General features: G+C 37.8%; 18 protein-coding genes and 1 tRNA gene. 17 read left to right on the top strand and 2 right to left on the bottom strand.

Features of this window, described 5'->3' with window-relative positions:
• Positions 1–27: 27 nt before the first annotated feature.
• The 12 genes from IMZ28_RS07340 to IMZ28_RS07285 all read left to right on the top strand — a co-directional run bounded on the left by IMZ28_RS07340 (position 28) and on the right by IMZ28_RS07285 (position 12,374).
• Positions 28–2,880, top strand: coding sequence for a formate dehydrogenase subunit alpha (locus IMZ28_RS07340; RefSeq protein ID WP_197547935.1), 2,853 nt, complete (start codon positions 28–30; stop codon positions 2,878–2,880).
• A 10-nt stretch (positions 2,881–2,890) separates the two neighbouring features.
• A complete protein-coding gene (gene fdh3B / locus IMZ28_RS07335; RefSeq protein WP_197547934.1) occupies positions 2,891–3,499 on the top strand; it encodes a formate dehydrogenase FDH3 subunit beta in 609 nt (202 codons plus the stop codon).
• A complete protein-coding gene (locus IMZ28_RS07330) occupies positions 3,486–4,451 on the top strand; it encodes a cytochrome b/b6 domain-containing protein (protein ID WP_232087439.1) in 966 nt (321 codons plus the stop codon). The genes fdh3B and IMZ28_RS07330 overlap by 14 nt, the downstream gene beginning before the upstream one ends.
• A 241-nt stretch (positions 4,452–4,692) precedes the next feature.
• On the top strand, positions 4,693–5,490 hold the full coding sequence (fdhD, locus tag IMZ28_RS07325) for a formate dehydrogenase accessory sulfurtransferase FdhD (RefSeq protein WP_197547933.1): 798 nt from the start codon (positions 4,693–4,695) through the stop codon (positions 5,488–5,490).
• A complete protein-coding gene (locus IMZ28_RS07320) occupies positions 5,483–6,214 on the top strand; it encodes a winged helix-turn-helix domain-containing protein (protein ID WP_197547932.1) in 732 nt (243 codons plus the stop codon). The genes fdhD and IMZ28_RS07320 overlap by 8 nt, the downstream gene beginning before the upstream one ends.
• Positions 6,211–7,455, top strand: coding sequence for a molybdopterin molybdotransferase MoeA (locus tag IMZ28_RS07315; protein WP_197547931.1), 1,245 nt, complete (start codon positions 6,211–6,213; stop codon positions 7,453–7,455). The genes IMZ28_RS07320 and IMZ28_RS07315 overlap by 4 nt, the downstream gene beginning before the upstream one ends.
• A 91-nt stretch (positions 7,456–7,546) precedes the next feature.
• Positions 7,547–9,052 carry an OprD family outer membrane porin gene (locus IMZ28_RS07310; protein ID WP_232087438.1) on the top strand — a complete coding sequence of 502 codons (1,506 nt, stop codon included), beginning with the start codon at positions 7,547–7,549 and terminating at the stop codon, positions 9,050–9,052.
• Between the two features lie 9 nt (positions 9,053–9,061).
• Complete coding sequence (locus IMZ28_RS07305; RefSeq protein ID WP_232087437.1) at positions 9,062–9,391, top strand: hypothetical protein; 330 nt, start codon at positions 9,062–9,064, stop codon at positions 9,389–9,391.
• 9 nt (positions 9,392–9,400) lie between these two features.
• Positions 9,401–10,354: a tungstate ABC transporter substrate-binding protein WtpA gene (gene wtpA / locus IMZ28_RS07300; RefSeq protein ID WP_197547930.1), complete on the top strand. Its 954-nt coding sequence runs from the start codon at positions 9,401–9,403 to the stop codon at positions 10,352–10,354.
• Positions 10,354–11,331 (top strand): ATP-binding cassette domain-containing protein, encoded by a 978-nt coding sequence (locus IMZ28_RS07295; RefSeq protein WP_197547929.1) that lies wholly within the window; start codon positions 10,354–10,356, stop codon positions 11,329–11,331. Before wtpA ends, IMZ28_RS07295 begins: the two co-directional genes overlap by 1 nt.
• A complete protein-coding gene (locus IMZ28_RS07290) occupies positions 11,328–12,107 on the top strand; it encodes an ABC transporter permease (RefSeq protein WP_197547928.1) in 780 nt (259 codons plus the stop codon). Before IMZ28_RS07295 ends, IMZ28_RS07290 begins: the two co-directional genes overlap by 4 nt.
• An 84-nt stretch (positions 12,108–12,191) precedes the next feature.
• Entirely contained in the window at positions 12,192–12,374 is a 183-nt protein-coding gene (locus tag IMZ28_RS07285; protein ID WP_197547927.1) for a sodium-dependent tyrosine transporter, read from the top strand.
• A gap of 25 nt (positions 12,375–12,399) precedes the next feature.
• On the opposite strand, the gene IMZ28_RS07280 is transcribed toward IMZ28_RS07285, so the two are convergent.
• Positions 12,400–12,822, bottom strand: coding sequence for a desulfoferrodoxin family protein (locus tag IMZ28_RS07280; RefSeq protein ID WP_197547926.1), 423 nt, complete (start codon positions 12,820–12,822; stop codon positions 12,400–12,402).
• 533 nt (positions 12,823–13,355) lie between these two features.
• Here IMZ28_RS07280 and IMZ28_RS07275 point away from each other — a divergent pair.
• From IMZ28_RS07275 to IMZ28_RS07255, 5 genes are all read left to right on the top strand, one after another.
• Positions 13,356–13,961 carry a 4Fe-4S dicluster domain-containing protein gene (locus IMZ28_RS07275; RefSeq protein ID WP_197549821.1) on the top strand — a complete coding sequence of 202 codons (606 nt, stop codon included), beginning with the start codon at positions 13,356–13,358 and terminating at the stop codon, positions 13,959–13,961.
• Positions 13,954–16,482, top strand: coding sequence for a molybdopterin-containing oxidoreductase family protein (locus IMZ28_RS07270; protein WP_197547925.1), 2,529 nt, complete (start codon positions 13,954–13,956; stop codon positions 16,480–16,482). Before IMZ28_RS07275 ends, IMZ28_RS07270 begins: the two co-directional genes overlap by 8 nt.
• 57 nt (positions 16,483–16,539) lie before the next feature.
• Positions 16,540–16,637 (top strand) — tRNA-Sec (locus tag IMZ28_RS07265).
• Between the two features lie 24 nt (positions 16,638–16,661).
• Entirely contained in the window at positions 16,662–17,696 is a 1,035-nt protein-coding gene (gene selD, locus IMZ28_RS07260) for a selenide, water dikinase SelD (protein WP_197547924.1), read from the top strand.
• Complete coding sequence (locus IMZ28_RS07255; RefSeq protein WP_197547923.1) at positions 17,693–18,157, top strand: HAD family hydrolase; 465 nt, start codon at positions 17,693–17,695, stop codon at positions 18,155–18,157. The genes selD and IMZ28_RS07255 overlap by 4 nt, the downstream gene beginning before the upstream one ends.
• Here IMZ28_RS07255 and IMZ28_RS07250 read toward each other — a convergent pair.
• Positions 18,141–18,407: a heavy-metal-associated domain-containing protein gene (locus IMZ28_RS07250; protein WP_197547922.1), complete on the bottom strand. Its 267-nt coding sequence runs from the start codon at positions 18,405–18,407 to the stop codon at positions 18,141–18,143. The two genes, IMZ28_RS07255 and IMZ28_RS07250, sit on opposite strands and share 17 nt — an antisense overlap.

The raw sequence follows: 18,407 nt of genomic DNA, 5'->3' as shown, positions 1-18,407 counted from the left end.
AATGAATACATAATAGGAGATTTTAGTATGGAAACAAATACTCAAAATGCTCTTTCGTCAAAAATTGGTAGACGTTCATTCCTTAGAATGGCGGCAATCGCTGGTGCATTTGGTGCTACAAGCGCATTTGCAACATCCAATGTAACAAGAAAAGCGACGGAAGAAGAGATTAAAAACCCTTTTCCTGGATCTAAGCAAGTCAAAACTATCTGTACATCATGTTCAGTAGGTTGTGGTGTTATTGCAGAGGTTCAAAATGGCGTATGGGTCAGACAAGAGGTAGCACAGGACCATCCTGTAAGTTTGGGTGGACACTGTTGTAAAGGTGCTGATATGATTGATTTGGTCAGATCAGAAAGAAGACTTAAATACCCGATGGTAAAAGAAAATGGTCAATGGAAACGTATCAGTTGGGATACTGCACTTGACAGAATTTCTAAAAAGTTGGAAAATTTAAGAACAACAGCAGGACCAGACTCTACAATGTTTTTGGGTTCAGCAAAATTTGGTACGGAGCAGTCATATTACTTTAGAAAATTTGCTGCAATGTATGGAACAAACAATATAGATCACCAAGCTAGAATTTGACACAGCTCAACAGTCGCCGGTGTGGCGAATACATGGGGTTATGGAGCTATGACAAACTCACTTGGAGATATTCAGAATGCGAAAGCTATTATTATATTCGGTGCAAATCCCGCGGTCAATCACCCAGTTGGTTTTCAACACTTTTTAAAGGCAAAAGAGCGTAATAACGCACAAATTATTGTAGTGGACCCACGTTATACCAAAACAGCTGCAAAAGCAGATTTGTATGCACAGATCAGACCAGGTACCGATATTCCGTTCATGTACGGTATGTTACATCTCATTTTTAAGAATGGATGGCATGATCAAGGTTTTGTCGATAATCGTGTCTATGGTATGGATGAAGTGATGGAAGAGGCCAAAAAGTGGACTCCAGAAAAAGTGGCAGATGTTACAGGTGTGCCTGCTGATACACTTATTCAGATTACAAGAGCGTATGCAAGGTCAACACCAGGTACACTTATTTGGGCGATGGGACTTACACAGCACTCTATTGGATCATCAAATACCAGAATGGCACCAATACTTCAACTTGCTCTTGGCAATATGGGGGTAGAAGGTGGTGGATGTAATATTCTGAGAGGTCATGATAATGTTCAGGGTGCAACAGATATGTGTTGTCTATCACATACATTACCGGGATATTACGGACTTAGTAAAGGTTCGTGGCAATACTTTGCAAGATCATGGGGTGTTGACTATGACTGGCTTAAAGGTCGTTTTAAATCTGAAGAGATGATGGGTGCCAAAGGATTTACATTGGCAAGATGGTATGCCGGTGTATTGGCAGGCAAGCCAGGTGAAGATAAAATCAAAAATGGCGGTACCAATCTTAAAGCGCTTGTTGTAATGGGTAATGGTATTACTGCTATTGCACAGCAGGCAAAAGTTAAAGAGGCATTAGATAATCTGGAATTAATTGTATTGGCTGATCCATTTGTGAATGAAGCAGCAGTATTGACGGATAAGCAGAATGATGTCTTTATATTACCTGCGGCAACCCAATTTGAAACCAGTGGTTCGGTGACGGCTACAAACCGTTCAGCCCAATGGAGAAACAAAGTGGTTGACCCCCTTTACGAGAGTAAAACAGACCATGATATTATGTTTGAACTAGCTAAAAGACTAGGTTTCTATGATGAGTTTACCAAAGGGATGCTTTTAAAAGATGATCCAAAAACCGCAAAACCGGTACAGGTAAAAGACAAATTCCAATGGCCTGAAGATGCTACCGATGAGATAGCAAGAATTATTAAAACGATCGGATTGACCGGTTGGACCGCAAAACGTATTAAGAAACATTCTGAAAATTGGCATATGTTTGATCCTGTAAGTGGTAGAGGACATGGTCCAATGAAGGGTGAATACTATGGGTTGCCTTGGCCTTGTTGGACAGAAGAGCATTGTGGAAGTCCTATACTTTACAATACAAACAGGTCTGTCGCTGAAGGTGGAATGGGCTTTAGAAACAGGTTCGGTCTTGAGCATGATGGTGTAAGTCAGCTTGCAGGCATTACAGTAAAAGGTTCCAAAGTTGAAGGTGGATATCCTGAACTTACTGCTGAGAATATCGAAAAGGTTTTAGGTATTACACTTACAGCGGAAGAGAAGAAGCGTATTGGTAAAAACTGGAAAGTGGACACGAGTGGTATCATTGCACAAAAAGCAATGGAAGCAGGTGTCGCACCTTATGGAAATGCAAAAGCCAGAGCAAAAGTATGGACATTCCCGGATCAAATACCTATGCATAGAGAACCATTGCACTCTCCTAGAGAAGATTTGGTGAAAGAGTATCCGACGTATGCAGATAAACCAAACCATTACAGGGTTGATACACAGTATATTTCCAAGCAAACAGAGAAAAACTGGAGTAAAGAGTTCCCTGTCAACCTTATTACCGGGCGTCTGGTTAATATGAATGGTGCAGGGGTAGAAACCAGAGCATCCAAATACCTGGCGAAATTAACACCGGAAATGTTCTGTGACATCAATCCGGGTCTTGCTGCAACTTATGGTATTAGAGATGGTGAAATGATGTGGATACATTCTCCAGAAGGTACGAAGATTAAAGTAAAAGCAAAATATTCTCACTCCGTGAGTGAAGATCATATCTTTATACCGATGCACTTTGCAGGATATTTCCAGGGTGAAGATAGAACGGGGAACTTTCCGGAAGGGACCAAGCCATATGCTAATGGAGAAAGTGCAAACACTGTAACCAACTATGGTTACGATATTATCACTCAAATCCCTGAAACTAAAGGCGGATTATGCCGCATAGAAAAAGCGTAGGAGGTGAGAGATGAGTGATTATTATGCAAGAATGAAATTCTATTGTGATGAAAGCAGATGTATCCAGTGTGACGGATGTACAGTCTCATGTGCAGAAGCACATGAACTTCCTGTAGGGATCAGTAGAAGAAAAGTTGTAACTTTAAATGAAGGTGTTGAAGGCAAAGAGTTTTCTATGTCTGTAGCTTGTATGCACTGTACAGATGCACCTTGTGAACAAGTGTGTCCTGTGGATTGTTTCTATATAAGGGAAGATGGTATCGTGCTTCACGATAAAGATATTTGTATCGGATGTGGATATTGTCTTTTTGCATGTCCGTTTGGTGCACCACAGTTTCCACAAGACGGAGCATTTGGAACCAAGGGTGCGATGGACAAATGTACCATGTGTGCCGGTGGACCGGAAGAAACAAACTCTGTTAAAGAGAGAGAACTGTACGGACAAAATAGAATTGCAGAGGGCAAAGTACCAGTTTGTGCGGCTATGTGTTCAACCAAAGCACTTCTTGTAGGTGATTCAGAAGATGTAGCGAAAGTCTATAGAGAAAGAGTTATGTCAAGAGGACATGGTGTTCAATCTGCCCCATATGGTTGGGATACAGCTTATGGAAACAAATAAAAGTTTTTTTAGTCAAAATAAGGCCTACATTCTTGTAGGCCTGGGCTTTATGGCACTTACCTATTGGTATTTTTGGCTGGCAACTATTGCTGATTTGGACTATGTATACAAGTTTACACTTCGTATATTGCAAGGGGATATTTCTGGCCAGCTTGTTCCTCTTGAGTCTATGACAAAGTATCAGCAGATGGAAGCAGGTGTTTTTGGGGGACCATACAATACCATTGCCCCTGAAGTCATTAGAGCATATGAAGAGCGACAGGTTTTGCTGCCATATGTTTTCATGGTTGAGTTTACTGCTTTTACGATCGCATTTTTTGCAATGGGTGGCAGAAAGAAGGCCAATATAACCAGACCGGAAGATACTGTTCAGGTATACTCTCTGTTTCAACGGTTTGTTATACTACTGAATATTTTGATTATGATATATCTGTTTATTACAGGTTTTTCAATTACGTTTGGAAATATAACAGGTGGTGGAAGTATAGCAAGGTTTATGAGATGGACACATGAAGTAGTCGGTCTTGCATGGATTCCAGTTTGGCTAATATTGACCATTATTGCGTTTAAAGATCACAAGTTTTTTATTCGTCCAAGTTCAAAATTTTGGAATAAGATTTTTCTTAGAGGTACTTATAAGCCAATGTATAGAATAAACTATCTAGCCTATGTAGCTTTTGGTTTTTTATTGGTTTTGAGTGGTTTTATACTCTGGTATCTATTTCCTGATCCCAAAACACATGCACAAGTCATTCAGTTTAAAAGACTTGTACTCTTTCAACATTTTATGGGAAGTGCGATCATCTCATTTTTTATATTTGAGACGATTTACTCCTATGTGGTATCGGTTAAGGGTTATTTACCGGGTGTGATTACAGGAAGAGTACCAAGAGAATATCTGGAAGAGTTTCGTCCGGATGTCTTGGAAGAGATTAAAAACGAAAAGAAGTAATGTCTACCCCTTTCGAGAGGGTGGCATTATATAAAAATACTACAAACTTTCAAAAGCCTCATTAAAAAAATATATTTTTTTGGTAAAAAATATTTTACCTTTTAAGATTTTATTTATAAATATTCCCCTATACTATGACAAATATATGATATTTTGTTATGCAAACATATTTAAATTATCAAATGTCAATATTTACCAAATATGCTAATTTTACATATTTATTGAAACTGGAGAATGAAAAATGTGGACAATTTTTGAGACCGAAGTAACAAAGATAAAAGATGGCAAAAAGTTTACTTCCAAAGATGAAGTGATCCGCGAAGTCAAACTCACAATTTTTGTCAATCAAAAAAGAATCGGTGCAATGATGTCCGTACCTGTTGATCTAAAAGAATTGACAGTTGGTTATCTGATCAGTGAAAACATTATCACAGATGTACAGGATATATCAAAGCTAGAGATTATTGATAAAGATGGTGAACAGAAAAATTTTGAAGCAATAGTTCAGGCAGAGGTCATTGATGAGAGTTTGGATAGATTGGACCTGGAAGGTGTTATCGTTAGTGGCTGCGGAAGAGGTGCAAGTACGCATATATCACCTGTAGCTATTGATGCTCAGGTCATGCGAGACGATTTCAGTATAGAGGCAAGTTTGCTTTTTAAAGAGATGAGCAAGTTTTATGGGCAATGCCCTCTTTATGAACAGACAGGTTGTGTACATACTGCCAAAGTTTATTTTGATGAAGAGACTTACTTTATAGGAGAAGATATAGCCCAACATAATACCATAGACAAAGCAGTAGGAAAAGCCAGGCTTGCGGGCATTGATGTAAGTAAGTGTTTCTTGATGGTAAGTGGACGACTTAGTTCAGAAATGGTTGCAAAAGCAGTGATGCACCAAATCCCTATTCTTGCTTCAAGGACAGCCTCAACCTGTAGAGGTGTGAATATAGCAGACAAGTTTGGCTTAACGCTTATAGGTTTTGTCAGAGGTGAAAGAATGAATATCTATAGAAACCCAAGGAGGATCAATGTCTAGTCAATTGGATGAAATGATAGAGAAGTACAGGGGTGATGATGGAAAGCTTACCTGTGCCAATGCCTTTAAAGTTGCTTCAAAACTTCGTTTGACAGCAATGGAAGTAGGTACCAGAGCAAAAGATTTGGATGTGCGTATTTCCGCATGTGACTTAGGTCAGTTTGGAAATCAGCCTCTAGGAGAGTTTAAAGATGTTGTCTTTGAAGATCTTAAATTTATAGCAGATGATCGAGACAGAGTCTATTGTAAAGATGCAAGGGAGTTGGCCAGAAAATCCAATCTTAAGTCTGTCCGTACAGCTATTTTAAAAGGTGGACTGGATGTGATTTATTGTGAGCTTGGATGTTTTGCAGAAAAGAAAAGAACACGTTTGTATGTAAAAACCAAAACATGGATAGAAAATCAAAATAAAGATCTTCTTTTTGGTAAAGGAAAAACAGAAATACTTGAGCTTATCAAAGAGCATGGCTCTATCTCGAAAGCGGCCGAAATACTTGGTATGAGCTATAAAAAGGCGTGGACACACATTAAGATACTGCAAAAAAACCTTGATGATGTCCTTGTAGAGAGTCATAAAGGAAGAGGTGAAGAAGGAGGAACCCATCTAACGCCCAAAGCAGATGAGTATATCAGCAAGTACAAACAGTTGCAGGATGATATAGAAGCGTATGCAAATGAACGTTTTAAAGAGTTGTTTCTAAAAGACAGGGGAGCAAAAAAATGAAAAAATTTACTTTTCTGTCCTTAACCAAGGCCTATGACCTTGCACTCAAAAATGCACCGGTACAGCAAAGTACACAAGTTATTACGTTAGGTCAGACACTACATGCTGTTTTGGCTGAAGATATTATCGTTAAAAAGAATCTGCCCTCATTTGATAACTCTGCTATGGATGGTTTTGCTTTTAAACACTGTGAACGAGGTAAAACGCTTAACATTGCCGGTACTATTTTTGCAGGAGATGTACCCTCGCCCATACTGAAAAAAGGCGAGTGCTACAAGATCATGACAGGAGCCCAGGTGCCTGGCGATGCAGATACTGTTGTACCTATTGAAGATTGTACTAAAGTAACAGAGAATAGCGTTACGATTCCGGAAAATATAAAAGAGGGCAATGCTTTCCGACCCAAAGGTGAAGAGCAAAAAGCAGGTAATATTCTGTTTAAAAAAGGTGAACGAGTTACTGCCGGGCATATTGCATTGCTTTCAGCACAGGGAATCATTGCCACTACAGTCTATAAGCCACTGCAAATAGCTGTGGTTTCATCAGGAGATGAGATAAAAGAGCCTTGGGAGGAGGCAAGTGAAGATGAGATCTATAATGCCAATGCTTTTGCTGTTACCTCATTGCTTAAAGGGTATGGTTTTAGTGCCTCTTATGTCGGTTCTGTGCCAGACAGTCTGGAAAAGAGCATCTCTTTTATATCCAAGCTAAAATCTTATGACGTCATTATAACAACAGGCGGTATCAGTATGGGGGATGCTGATTTTTTATCAGAAGCATTTTCTAAAAATGGAAATCGAGAGCTTTTTCATGGTATCGATGTAAAACCTGGTCGTCCAACCATGATGGGACTGATGGACAATACCTTTGTAATGGCAATGCCCGGTAATCCATTGACTGCAATGGTCAATACGATCCTTCTCTCTGTACCGATCCTTGCTAAAATGCAAGGGAATAACAGGTATCACCACTCTTATGTCTATGCAAAAAACTGTAAAACCTTTCAAACAAGACCAGGTAGAGCCAATGTGGTGTTAGGTCATCTTCATGAGGGAGTCTTTACCGTAACAAGAAACAACAAATATGGCTCAGGTATGCTTACGCCTATTGTAGAGAGTAATGCTTTGGCTGTTTTTGATCAAAGTGTTTCAGTAGTAGAAGAAAATCAAATGATCAAAATTATTTTGTTTGACAGTTTTCCTGCAGCTGCAACATATGACAGTATGAATACCAATACATAAAAAAGGGGTAGGGATGTAGTGTTCTTATGAAAAACCAATGTATCAGTCAAAATAAATATGCAAATTTCACACATATTAAAAAGGAAGAAGAATGAAAAAAATAATAGTGTTGTCAACCATAACAGGAACAATGATGATGGCAGGGGGTAATATAAAACCTGCGGAATCAATAACAGTAAAAGAGATTGAACGTACTGTGCCAAAACATACATTAAAAAGTAACTATCAGGTAGTCTACAATCAACTACCGGGAAAGGTAGATAGGTTTTCAGAGATCTTTAGTAAAGGAATGTTTTATGGACGTTTACGTTCAAATACCTTCTATTTTAAATGGGAAGCAGAAACACCAAAGCAAAACTCTCATTTAGTCTCTGGTTTGGGAGGATCACTGGTTTTCAAAAGTGCTAATTTTGCCAATTTCGATTTTACTTTAGCCGGTTATTACAGCAGAGGATTTTTTGATGAAGATAGCGATCCTGTAAACAGACTAAAAGCCGGGAAAGATGTTTTGAGCCGTTTTGACTATACCAATACAGGAAGTAAAAATCTAGCTGTTCTTGGTCAAGCCTATTTAAGATATACAGGGATAGAGAAGACAAATATTAAGATAGGGCGCCAAATAGTAGAAAGCTTTTTTGCAAAATCAAATGATACAAAAATGATTCCAAATACTTTTGATGGGGTAGTGATGGATACAAAGGTACTACCGGATACCAAAATCCGTTTGGGTTATTTGTATGAACAAAAGTTACGTGATCACAGTACTGCCCATTCCGTATTGGCAGTAGGTGATGCAAATTCAACAACATCAGACAACCCACAGTGGAGTGAAAATGATGACACGGCTATGCATAAAGGATTGACCTACAGTAGACTTAAAGCTGCGGGTGTAGATCCAGATGCGCCACTCATTCTTGGAGATATTCAAAACAAATCTATAGCCAATCTAAAACTCAATGCCTCTTTTTATGCAGTACCTGATCTGCTCTCTTCTGTTATGACTGAAGCCAATTATAAAATACAACTGGATGGTTTTTCTATTACTCCGGGTGTTCGATATATTAAACAGTTTGATAATGGTGCAGGAGAGATAGGTGGTGCTGCCTATAGAGGTCAACTTGCCGGACATACAGGTGCATACCAAGGATATAAGGATGCTTCCTCACTTGAATCACAAATGATTGCAGCGAGAATCGTAACAAAGATAGATAACTATAAGGTCAATCTTGGTTACTCCTATGTCTTGGATGAAGCTGACCTTATTACTCCCTGGAGAGCATTTCCAACATCAGGATATACACGTTCTATGGCACGATATAACTGGATGGCAAATACAAAAAGTTATCGTTTGGAAGTTGTTCGTAATGGGAACTCTAAAGGAATTTACAACAATTTGTACACGCAAATGTCTGTACTCTATACTGATGCGGATGAGAGTAAAGGATATTTTGATGAAATGTACTATTATGCAGGGTTTGTTAAAAACTTTCCGAGTTTAGACAGCATGCAAGTACGTTTTAGAATCGGGTATCAGGATACAGAAAAGGTTGATGCAGATGGACTTGATACGCGTTTTGAAGTTAACTACCAGTTTTAGGAGAGAAATATGAAAAAAGTACTATTAGCATTAGGATATACACGTTCTATGGCACGATATAACTGGATGGCAAATACAAAAAGTTATCGTTTGGAAGTTGTTCGTAATGGGAACTCTAAAGGAATTTACAACAATTTGTACACGCAAATGTCTGTACTCTATACTGATGCGGATGAGAGTAAAGGATATTTTGATGAAATGTACTATTATGCAGGGTTTGTTAAAAACTTTCCGAGTTTAGACAGCATGCAAGTACGTTTTAGAATCGGGTATCAGGATACAGAAAAGGTTGATGCAGATGGACTTGATACGCGTTTTGAAGTTAACTACCAGTTTTAGGAGAGAAATATGAAAAAAGTACTATTAGCATTAAGTCTGGTTGCCAACATAGGGTTGGCAAAAGAGAAAGTAGTGGTCCTTCATGCCGGAAGTTTGGCAGTTCCTTTTTCAGATATGGAAAAAGCATTTGAGGCAAAATACCCTCAGTATGATGTGGTAAGAGAAGCAGCAGGCAGCAGGGCGTGTGCCAGAAAAATCACAGATATCCACAAGCCTGCTGATGTGATGGCAAGTGCAGCATATAAAGTGATTGACAATTTGCTAATTCCAAATTATGCAAAGTTTAATGTGCACTTTGTTACCAATGAGATGGCAATAGCCTACACTCCAAAATCAAAGTATGCCAATGAGATCAACGAGAAGAACTGGACAGATATTTTTTTAAGAGAAGGTGTCAAAGTAGGGCACTCCAATCCAAATATGGATCCTTGTGGATATAGAAGTATCTTGGTCACAAAGATAGCTGAGAAGTACTATAAACAAGATGGTTTTTACAATAAGCTTATGGGGTACGGTGAGTCATATGAAAATGGAGAAGAGCGTAAAGAGAAAGTCATTGTAAGACCAAAAGAGACAGACCTGCTTGGGTTGATAGAAGCAGGAGTATATGATTATCTTTACATCTACAAATCGGTTGCTGAACAACATGGACTGAAATATATTGTACTTCCACCTGAAGTCAGTTTGCAAGATAAAAAGTTTAGTGATTCATACAAAGGTGCAACATTTAAGATTACAGGTAAAAAACCAGGAAGCTACATTACAAAAAAAGGTTCAGCTATGGTTTATGGTATTACTGTAGTTGAAAATGAAAAAGAGGGGTTGCCAAAAAATAGAGAGGGTGCTGTGAAGTTTGTGAACTTTGTACTCTCACCTGAAGGACAAGATATCATGAAGAGAAACGGACAAGGTGTTATAACCCCTCCGGTAATCACAGGTGATGCAAGTATATTAGGCAGATAATGTTACATGTTGAAAAGCTATATCTCAAAAAAGAAGATTTTTCTTTAAAAAATCTCTCTTTTGAGGTGAAAAAGAATTCCTACTTTGTGATACTTGGCAGAACCGGGAGTGGTAAGACCATGTTATTGGAGTCTCTCGCGGGTATACAAAAAATAAAAGGTGAGATTGTATTTGATGGTAAAAAAATAACAAACTTTTCTCCAGAGAAACGAGGGTTTGGTTTTGTTTATCAGGATTTTGTGCTTTTCCCAAACATGACGGTAAAAGAAAATATTGTTTTTGCTTCACGGTATAAAAAAATAGAAAATGCGTCAGAACTTTATGAAGATGTAATCACATTTTTAGAGATCAAACCACTCTTAAAGAGGCGTATCAAACATTTAAGTGGGGGAGAAAAACAAAGAGTTGCTATAGCAAGAGCTATTTATGCCAGACCAAAACTTTTACTTCTTGATGAACCACTCAGCGCGGTAGATCCTACATTCAGAAATACTATTATGAAGTCACTCAAAGAGATTGTTAAACGCTATGATACAACTATTATTCATGTCACGCATAACTTTAGAGAAGCTTCATATTTAGCTGATAAGATCGCTGTGATGATAGATGGGTCCATTCTTCAAGTAGGCAATGCCTATGAAGTTTTAAACCATCCCAAAACGATGGAGGTGGCTACATTTTTAGGCTATAAAAACATATGTCCTTCCGGGATGATAGAACCACAACATGATAAAAAGTTTTTTTCTATTGATCCCAGTGCCATACTTTTTTCACACTTTTCATCCACTACCGAATATTGTTTTGCTTGCCGTATAGATGAGGTTATGGGTGTCACAGATCACTATAAAGTATTTGCACATGTACAAGATGTTACTTTTTTTGCAAAGGTATCAAAAACTATGTTTGACAAGCTGGGATTAAAAGAAGGGCTGATGTGTTATTTATGTATGCATAAAAAGGATGTAATATTCATATGATACAAGACAGAGGGTTTTTAACTATTTTTATTTTTTTGGCTGCAGTAATTGCTCTTTTTCTGCTTGTACCTTTGGTGCAGCTTTTTTTTAATGTAGGCATATTTAAAATTGCTTCTACCCTACAGGATAAAGAGGTTTATGAGAGTATATTTTTGACACTGAAAACATCTTTTTATGCCGTTATGTTTGTATTGTTTACAGGAGTCCCTTTGGCTTATCTGATTGCTAGATATGATTTTTGGGGAAAGTCTGTGATTGAGTCTTTGCTGGATGTACCGGTGATGGTGCCTCATACCGCTGCAGGTATCGCATTGCTTGTGACCTTTGGTAATGGAGAGATTGGTGAATTTTTTGCTGATTTGGGGTTGGAGTTTATGGATACTACTACAGGTATTATGTTTGCTATGATGTTTCTCTCAGCACCATTTCTTATCAATGGTGCAAAAGAGGGGTTTAAAAAAGTAGATGTGAAATATGAACATATGGCTAGAACACTTGGAGCAAGCCGTCTTAGTACTTTTTTTGCCATTGTCCTTCCAAATGCACGTAATGATATTTTAAATGGTGCATTAATGATGTGGAGTCGTGGACTTGGAGAGTTTGGAGCGGTTGTGATCATCGCGTATCATCCTATGGTTGCACCGGTACTTATCTATGATAGGTTTACAAATTTTGGATTAAGTTACTCTGCACCTGTTGCGGCATCGATGATATTGGTTTCCATTAGTGTCTTTTTTGCCATTAGACTTATCAATAACCGATTCAACCAGAGATAACCCAAAATATGTAAATTTTGCATAATAATTAACATAAAGACAGAGTGTGCTACTATTGGAAATCATTTTAATAAAGGATAAAATATGTTCGTAAAACTGAATAATAGAGTGTTTTTAAACACAGATAAAATCACCCGTGTAAAAGTTGCTGAGATTAAAGATGAAATTAGAATACACTTCTATGAAGGTACTACCATTGTAGCAAAGTCTCAAAAGTTTAAAACAGCAAAAGCAGCTATCAAATGGATTGAAGATAATATGAAGTAACGGATGTTACTCCATATTATAGCTTTTATACTTTAAGCACGTTTTCCCAATCTCCATGCAGATTACAGCATGAAATCGCCCTTAACTCGTTTAAACCATTTTTTTTCACTTTTGTTGCCAGGTATCCTCTTGAAATCGAAGGTTCCAAATCTACCTGTGCAACCTTTTCCCCATTAGCATAAAGTTCTATTTTATATATCCAGTGATCTTCCGTACTGGGATGAATAATTCCCTCCTGACCCACATTCACTTCTACACTGATATACCCTTTTGCATCTACCTCGCCTACTGTGATATCCGGTGTATGTTTGAGTTCACCTTTTTCAGGTTTTTCAGGGTCTTTTTTCTTCATTTTTATTGTGTTTACAATTTTACTCTTGTCATACGCCATTGCATAACTGGATGCTAATGATATCAGAGACAGTTTTATTGCGGTTCTTCTTTTCATCGTTTTATCCTTTTGTGAATTTTATATTAAGTACGAAGTAATCACTCCTTGAGTAATCTTGTAAAATATGTTTTGGATATTTTACTTCTATAAATACTATATTGTAAGGATAATATTAGACACACTAACCCACAACATATCATTATAATCAGATTAAACATATTAGTATAGTTAAATTTTATATATTTGTCAATTTTAAGTAAATATTTTTTTACCTTTTGTTTTTAAAAATGCAATATATTGTTAGACAAGTTAAATTTGTTTAGTTTAAAATCTCAAAGTTGTTATTACTGTAGACAAAGTAAATAGGCTCTATATAGGGTAGTATATGATCCCTTGGCCGCAAACCATTCAGTACACCTTCTTAATATGAAAAATAGGTAAATTCATATTTACCTATTAAATATTTTTTTATCTCTTATTTGATATAATGTTTTTATTGAAAAGGCTTGAGGATCAAGCATATGTGTTAATTTCTTCTTTCTTTACCACATTATAGAATCAAAATATTTTAATATCGTCAGGATAATACTATGAAACATTATCGTATGGTTATTGATGCCAATAAATGTGTAGGGTGCCATGCATGTGAAGTGGCTTGTAAACAAGAGTTTTCTGCACCTTTAGGATTTTTTCGTACGGTTACACTCTATTTGGATACAGGAGAGTACCCTAAAGTTAAAAGAGAATTTCTACCTTTGATGTGTAGACAATGTGAAGATGCTTCATGCGTAAGTGTATGTACACAAGAAGCACTTTTTCGTAAAAATGGTATTGTTCATGTAGATGAATCCAAATGTAATGGTTGTGGTGACTGTGTGAAAGCCTGCTCGATTGGAGCAATCTACCTAAACCCCTTAACGCATATAGCCGAAAAGTGTAATTTGTGTTCTCATCGTTTGGAGGCAGGTATGCAGCCTGCTTGTGTTGAGACGTGTATTTCTGAAGCACTTACTCTTGTGGAAGGTGACCATTGTATTCCTTCAAATGCTTTACCTTTTAAAAATGATGAAAAAGATAAACCTCATACACTGCATATTGGTGCAAATCCGCTCATGAAACAAAAACTCAAAGCAGGACATCCTTTTTCCCCCTTGAATTATGAAATAGAAAACTGGGAGGCTGAATATCATGGATAGAAGAACCTTTATGCAAAAAAGTGCTGTTTCAATGGCAACATTGCAACTTGGTGGTATTATTGCTTTATCTCCCAAAACAGAAGCAACTGAGATACAACTGTTACAAGCAGAAAAAACACTTGCTCAAAATATTAAATCTGTAGAAAAAGTACCCAGTGTCTGTCTGAATTGTTCAACGGTCTGCGGCATGAATGTTTTAGTAAAAGATGGAAAAATATTAGGGGTAGAGGGAAATCCTCTTGATCCAAACTCACAAGGGAAACTCTGTGCAAAGGCACATGGCGGTGTTGCTGCTGTGGATTATCCTGAACGTATTGTATACCCCTTAAAAAGGGTTGGAAAAAGGGGTGATGGATTATGGCAGAGGATTAGTATGGACGAGGCTTATGCTATGATTGCCACACGTATCAAAAAAAATCTTGATGCAGGTGAACCGGAAAAGGTAGCATTACATTTTGGACGAAACAAAATGGGAGATATTACCAACCGCTTCATGAATGCCATAGGCTCTCCAGTCATATTAAATCACAGAGGTCTATGCTCTTCTAACAAAAGAGCAGCAAACTACACAACCATTGGAGATACCAGCTGGGAGACAGTGGATGCGGTAAACTGTAAATATTTTTTAAACTTTGGTTCAAACTTCTTTGAAACACATCAAGGAGGACTTCCGCTACTTAAACGATTTGTGAAAGCACGAAACAATGGTGCGAAATTAGTCACTTTTGATGTAAGACTCTCCAATACAGCAGGGAGAAGTGATGAATGGTTTGCTCCCTTCCCCTCAACAGAAGGAGCTGTTGCCTTGGCAATGGCACATGTGATTGTAAAGAAGGGGCTTTATGATGAAAACTTTATTAAAGAATGGAGTAATACTTCTTTAGAGGAGATTCAAATATTTCTAAAACCATATACACCACAATACGCCTCAAAACTGAGCGGCATAGATGAAAAAGATATCATTCGTATTGCCACAGAGTTTGCTTCCTGTGCACCGGCCTGTGCTGCGTTTACAAACAGAGGTTCACAAGCTCATCAAAATGGTTTGAATAATGACAGGGCTGTGATTATGCTGAATGCATTGGTAGGAAGTATTGGTCAAAAAGGAGGTTATACTTTCGGTGGGTCAAAAAATAAAGGGAATACATCATTTCCTATGCCAAAACCTATCCCGCCAAAACCTGGATTTACAACTGACCTTGAAGATCCAAGGTTGTACCCTCTTGCTAACAAATGGCAAAAAATGAGAGTAAGCCATTTGGTCTTTGACAAATTGAAAAATACAAATCAAAAACTTGATGTATATCTCTCTTATACTATTTCTGCTCCTCAAACCTGGCCAGAAGGACCAACACTCACTGTAGAAACTTTAAAAGATGAAGAGATGATAGGTTTTCATGCCTGTTCTGATGTGGTATATTCTGAAATGGCTCACTATGCCGACTTGATTCTTCCTGATGCTACTTATTTTGAAAGGTATACTTTAGAAGGTCGTAATGCCTATGAACTTGTACCTTATTTTGCATTGAGACAGCCTGCGGTCAACCCACCTTACGATTGTGAAAATTTTGCCGATACACTTATAAAGATCGCTAAGAGACTAGGGAAACCTGTTGCACAGTATTTTGATTTTGACTCTTATGAAGAGTTTATAAAACTTAGACTGGATACTTTGCCCAGAAGGGAAGGTTTAAGTGGGTTTGAGTATATGAAAAAGTATGGTGTCTGGGTGGAAGATAAAGAGAAAAATTATGAATCATACAATAAGGTACTAAGCCCTGAAAAACTAAAAGACTCTTTTATAAAAGATGGAATTATCTATAGTAAAAAAGGAAAAGCTATAGGTATTATGCAAAATGGTGTGGCAAAAAGAGGTTTTAAAACACCCTCAAGAAAATTTGAAATCTATTCAAGTACTATCTCTCAAACAGCCAAAGCACTTCAGATAAAAGATGATGGCTTTCCCCATTTTGAAATGCCAAAATCTTTAAAGGAAATATCTGAACATGAGTTTGTTCTTACAACATTTAAATGGAATGTTCACACACAAGCCAGAACGGCTCCTCAAAAATATTTGAGTGAAATTATACATGACAATCCTGTCTGGATAAATACTACAACTGCAAAAAAACTAAAGATAAAAAATGGTGATATTGTAGAGATTACAAGCTATAGACCCAAAAGTGGGTTTAGGGCATCTCTACATAATGAGGTGGTAGGCAGTATGAAAATAAAAGCTTTTGTAACACAGGGAATCCATCCGAAGGTAGTAGCTGTTAGCAACTCTTTGGGTATGAATTACGGGGGAAGAGTGCCAAAAGCTTCAAATGGTAGGAAAAAAGAGACAATCGGTTTTTCTGCTTATGAAGACTTGGATCTCCGTGGAAATATCTGGTGGGATAAGAGCAAAGGAGGTACGGGTAATGGTTTCAACCCCAATACTCTCATACCTATAAATCCGGCACCACTAGTAGGTATGCAAGCCTGGAACGACACGATATGCACAATACACAAAGTCTAAAATGATAAAGGTAAACATCCATTTACCTTTATTTAGATAAAATAACATACACTCTACGGGGGGTATATGACCCTGGTGGGCATCACGGGCTTCAAACCCGATGTTTGGGCAGTTGACTGTCTGAAGGTAGGTTCGATTCCTACACCCTCTCGCCATACATTAAACAATAAAGAAATAACTTGAAAGATTTAGATAACAAAGCAAAACTAACAAAATATGTTCAAGCTGCCGGTTGAGCTGCCAAATTGGCTCCGGGGGAGCTGTCACATGCTATTGGTAAGCTGAGCTGTAACGATGAAAATGTTTTGATAGATTTAAACAGCAGTGATGATGCATCTGTATATAAAATAGATGAACATACTGCGATAGTGCAAACAGTAGATATTATTACCCCTGTGGTTGATGACCCTTTCTACTATGGTCAAATTGCTGCTGCAAACTCTCTTAGTGATATCTTCGCCATGGGCGGTAAAGCACTGACGGCACTTAACATTGTAGGGTTTGATGCGTGTAACCAGACTCCTGATGTACTCCAGGAGATACTTCGAGGGGGTGAGAGTAAGATAAAGGAGTGTGGAGGCTCTATTGTCGGTGGGCATACTATCAAAACGCCTGAGATGCTTTATGGGCTGAGTGTTATGGGCAGGGTGGATCCAGACAGAATTTATCATAACAACAAACCTAGAGTAGGAGACCTGCTTGTTTTAACCAAACCTTTGGGCATGGGTATTTTGACCACAGCTATTAAGGCAGACAAGTTAGATAAGCAGAAGATAATGAATGTAGTGAACATCCTTGCACAACTGAACTACAAAGCTTCTGTAGCGATGCAGGATTTTGATGTAAGTGCTTGTACAGATATTACAGGGTTTGGTCTTATGGGGCATGCTATGGAGATGGCAGACAATCGTGTCACACTTAAATTTAACCATCATGCTATTCCTGTTATGGAAGAAGCAAAAACCTTTGCTGCGCAAGGAGTTATCCCGGGAGGAAGTAAAAGTAATCAGAAGTATCTGGAGGAGAGAGTAGTATTTCAAACCCAAAAAGATATTTTACTTTTTGATGCACAAACTTCAGGTGGACTGCTCATTGCAGTGGCAGAAAAAGATGCCGATGCACTTGTAGAGAGACTGAAAAACGAAGGGTATGGATATAGTGCCATTGTTGCAGAAGTATGTCAAAAAGAAGCACTTCCCATAGTTGTCACATGATAAAAATACCAAACTTCAAAAATGTTGAGATTAAAAATATTCTTTTTGATTACAATGGAACATTGGCAAAAAATGGAAAAGTAGGTAAAAAAAGAAGATCCCTGCTCCAAAAGATATGCAAACAGTATAACGTCTATGTCATTACTGCCGATACTTTTGGAAGTGTTCATGAAGAGCTTAAAGATTTTGATTTGGAAGTGGTTGTTTTAACGAGTGACAATCATACAAAGGAGAAAGAAATATTTCTTAAAAGCTTGGACAGGGAAAGAACTATCGCCCTTGGTAATGGAAACAATGATGTTGATATGTTAAAGTCTGCTGTGATCTCAATCGCTATTTTAGGAGATGAGGGATGTGCCAAAGAGACACTTTTAGCTTCAGATATTGTCTGTAAAAGTATTATTGATGCAATGGGTCTACTTTTGTATCCTAAACGTTTAACCGCTACTTTACGGAGATAAATTCTCCTTTGTATCCCACATCAGCTATGGCTTTAAGCAGCTGTCCTTGTGTGACTTTTTCCCGAAAGGTTACGGTTGCGACTGCTGTATTGAGTTTTACTTTTGCTTTAATCACACCATCTACTTTTTTTAAACTTTTTTTAATTGCTGTTGTACACATAGGACAGGTCATCCCTGTCACTTTGATTAAAGCTGTTTTATCTTCAGCAAAAAGAGTAAAATGGATGATGAATACTAACAATATTTTCAT

This window comes from Sulfurovum indicum, assembly GCF_014931715.1.
Classification (GTDB): domain Bacteria; phylum Campylobacterota; class Campylobacteria; order Campylobacterales; family Sulfurovaceae; genus Sulfurovum; species Sulfurovum indicum.
This window is presented reverse-complemented; position numbering and strand designations above follow the sequence as displayed.

What these genes read in the sequence shown, in the direction of transcription:
- IMZ28_RS07310 (WP_232087438.1), top strand. Translation starts at nt 7,547, where the DNA reads ATGAAAAAAATAATAGTGTTGTCAACCATAACAGGAACAATGATGATG.
- IMZ28_RS07285 (WP_197547927.1), top strand. Translation starts at nt 12,192, where the DNA reads ATGTTCGTAAAACTGAATAATAGAGTGTTTTTAAACACAGATAAAATC.
- IMZ28_RS07250 (WP_197547922.1), bottom strand. Translation starts at nt 18,407, where the DNA reads ATGAAAATATTGTTAGTATTCATCATCCATTTTACTCTTTTTGCTGAA.
- IMZ28_RS07270 (WP_197547925.1), top strand. Translation starts at nt 13,954, where the DNA reads ATGGATAGAAGAACCTTTATGCAAAAAAGTGCTGTTTCAATGGCAACA.
- IMZ28_RS07305 (WP_232087437.1), top strand. Translation starts at nt 9,062, where the DNA reads ATGAAAAAAGTACTATTAGCATTAGGATATACACGTTCTATGGCACGA.
- IMZ28_RS07315 (WP_197547931.1), top strand. Translation starts at nt 6,211, where the DNA reads ATGAAAAAATTTACTTTTCTGTCCTTAACCAAGGCCTATGACCTTGCA.
- fdh3B (WP_197547934.1), top strand. Translation starts at nt 2,891, where the DNA reads ATGAGTGATTATTATGCAAGAATGAAATTCTATTGTGATGAAAGCAGA.
- IMZ28_RS07295 (WP_197547929.1), top strand. Translation starts at nt 10,354, where the DNA reads ATGTTACATGTTGAAAAGCTATATCTCAAAAAAGAAGATTTTTCTTTA.
- fdhD (WP_197547933.1), top strand. Translation starts at nt 4,693, where the DNA reads ATGTGGACAATTTTTGAGACCGAAGTAACAAAGATAAAAGATGGCAAA.
- IMZ28_RS07330 (WP_232087439.1), top strand. Translation starts at nt 3,486, where the DNA reads ATGGAAACAAATAAAAGTTTTTTTAGTCAAAATAAGGCCTACATTCTT.
- IMZ28_RS07290 (WP_197547928.1), top strand. Translation starts at nt 11,328, where the DNA reads ATGATACAAGACAGAGGGTTTTTAACTATTTTTATTTTTTTGGCTGCA.
- IMZ28_RS07280 (WP_197547926.1), bottom strand. Translation starts at nt 12,822, where the DNA reads ATGAAAAGAAGAACCGCAATAAAACTGTCTCTGATATCATTAGCATCC.
- IMZ28_RS07275 (WP_197549821.1), top strand. Translation starts at nt 13,356, where the DNA reads ATGAAACATTATCGTATGGTTATTGATGCCAATAAATGTGTAGGGTGC.
- wtpA (WP_197547930.1), top strand. Translation starts at nt 9,401, where the DNA reads ATGAAAAAAGTACTATTAGCATTAAGTCTGGTTGCCAACATAGGGTTG.
- IMZ28_RS07255 (WP_197547923.1), top strand. Translation starts at nt 17,693, where the DNA reads ATGATAAAAATACCAAACTTCAAAAATGTTGAGATTAAAAATATTCTT.
- IMZ28_RS07320 (WP_197547932.1), top strand. Translation starts at nt 5,483, where the DNA reads ATGTCTAGTCAATTGGATGAAATGATAGAGAAGTACAGGGGTGATGAT.